Here is a 2,095-nt window from a genome sequence, read left to right on the forward strand (position 1 = left end):
CAGCTGCCCGATGGTGATCACGCCCGTGCCACCGATGCCCGCCACGACGATGCCCCAGGCCCGTGTGGCGTCAGGCAGCTGTGGATCCGGCACGGGTGGCAGCTTGCGCACGTCGGGCGTGCCGGGCTGCGGCTTGGCGCCCTTGAGCTGTCCGCCCTCGATGGTGACCAGGCTGGGGCAAAAGCCCTTCAGGCACGACAGGTCCTGGTTGCAGCTGCTCTGGTTGATGCGCCGCTTGCGGCCCAGCGGCGTGTCCACCGGCTCCACGCTCAGGCAGTTGGACTGCACGGTGCAATCGCCACAGCCTTCGCACACCTCTTCGTTGATCACGACGCGGGTGGTGACGGCAGGCAGGCTGCCGCGCTTGCGGCGGCGGCGTTTCTCGGTGGCACAGGTCTGGTCGTAGATCAGGGCCGTGCAGCCCTCGGTTTCTCGCAACTCCTTTTGCACACGGTCCAGGTCGTCGCGGTGGAACAGGTCCACCCCTGGCGCCAGGTCGTGCACATCGGCGTAGCGGCTGCGGGCGTCGGTCACCACCACGATGCGGCGCACGCCTTCGGCGTGCAGCTCGCGGGTCATGGCGGGCACCGACAGGTTGCCGTCCAGCGGCTGCCCACCGGTCATCGCCACCGCGTCGTTGTACAAGATCTTGTAGGTGATGTTGACCTTCGCGGCCACCGACTGGCGAATGGCCAGCACGCCCGAGTGGAAGTAGGTGCCGTCGCCCAGGTTGACGAAGACGTGCTTCTCGTCGGTGAACGGGGCTTGGCCCACCCAGGCCACGCCCTCGCCGCCCATCTGCGAGACCAGCCCCGTGTTGCGGTCCATCCACTGCGCCATGTAGTGGCAACCGATGCCTGCCATGGCGCGCGAGCCCTCCGGCACGCGGGTGGAGGTGTTGTGCGGGCAGCCGCTGCAGAACCAGGGCGCGCGCTCGGGACCGGCCGTGGTGTGCGCCAGCGAGCGCTCCTTGTCTTCGATCACGCGCAGGCGCTCGGCGATGCGCTCGCGCAGGTGCGATGGGGCATCGGCCAGCAGGCCGAGTTTTTCAAGGCGCTGCGCCACGGCCTTGGCGATCAGCGCAGGGTTCAGGTCGGCCTGGGCGCGCAGCAACCAGCGGCTGGCCGGGTGCGGGTGCGACCACTCGCCACCCGTCTGGTCGCCATCGGTTTCGGTGAACTTGCCCAGCACGTTGGGGCGCACGTCTTCGCGCCAGTTGTAGAGCTCTTCCTTGAGCTGGTATTCGATCATCTGGCGCTTTTCTTCGACGACCAGGATCTCCTGCAGCCCCTGCGCGAACTCGCGCGTGATCATCGCGTCCAGGGGCCAGACCACGGCCACCTTGTGCAGGCGCAGCTTCAAGGCACGGCAGGCCTCGTCGTCCAGCCCCAGGTCGTGCAGGGCCTGGCGCAGGTCGTTCCAGGCCTTGCCACTGGCCATGATGCCCAGCCGTGCGCCTTCGCTGTCGAGCACCGTGTGGTTAAGGCGGTTGGCCCGAACATAAGCCAGCGCTGCGTACCACTTGTGGTCCATCAGCCGGGCTTCTTGCGCCAGCGGCGCGTCGGGCCAGCGGATGTGCAGGCCGCCTTCGGGCATGTCGAAATCGCCCGGCAGCACGATGTTGACGCGATCCGGGTCCACCGACACCGTGGTCGACGACTCCACCACCTCCTGGATGGTTTTCAGCGAGGTCCACAGGCCCGAGAAGCGGCTCATCGCGAAGGCGTGCAGGCCCAGGTCCAGGATCTCCTGCACGTTGCTCGGGAAGAACACCGGCAGGCCACAGGCCTTGAAGATGTGGTCGCTCTGGTGCGCCAGCGAAGAGCTCTTGGCCACGTGGTCGTCACCTGCCACGGCCACCACGCCACCGTGCTTCGAGGTGCCCGCCATGTTGGCGTGCTTGAAGACATCGCCGCAGCGGTCCACGCCCGGGCCTTTGCCGTACCAGATGCCGAAGACGCCGTCGAAGCGCTGCGGACCCGGCGTGAGCGCGAGCTGCTGCGTGCCCCACACGGCCGTGGCGCCCAACTCTTCGTTGACGCCGGGCTGAAAGACGATGTGGTGCTTGCTCAGGTGCTCGCGCGCCTTCCACAGC

At 67.8% G+C, this 2,095-nt stretch carries 1 protein-coding gene; it reads right to left on the bottom strand.

The features are described 5' to 3' along the window. Nucleotides 1–2,095 (bottom strand): indolepyruvate ferredoxin oxidoreductase family protein (locus B2W70_RS04770; protein WP_286743377.1); only part of this gene is annotated, 2,095 nt, incomplete at both ends.

The organism is Aquabacterium sp. UBA2148 (assembly GCF_002328915.1).
GTDB classification, from domain to species: Bacteria; Pseudomonadota; Gammaproteobacteria; order Burkholderiales; family Burkholderiaceae_C; genus Aquabacterium; species Aquabacterium parvum.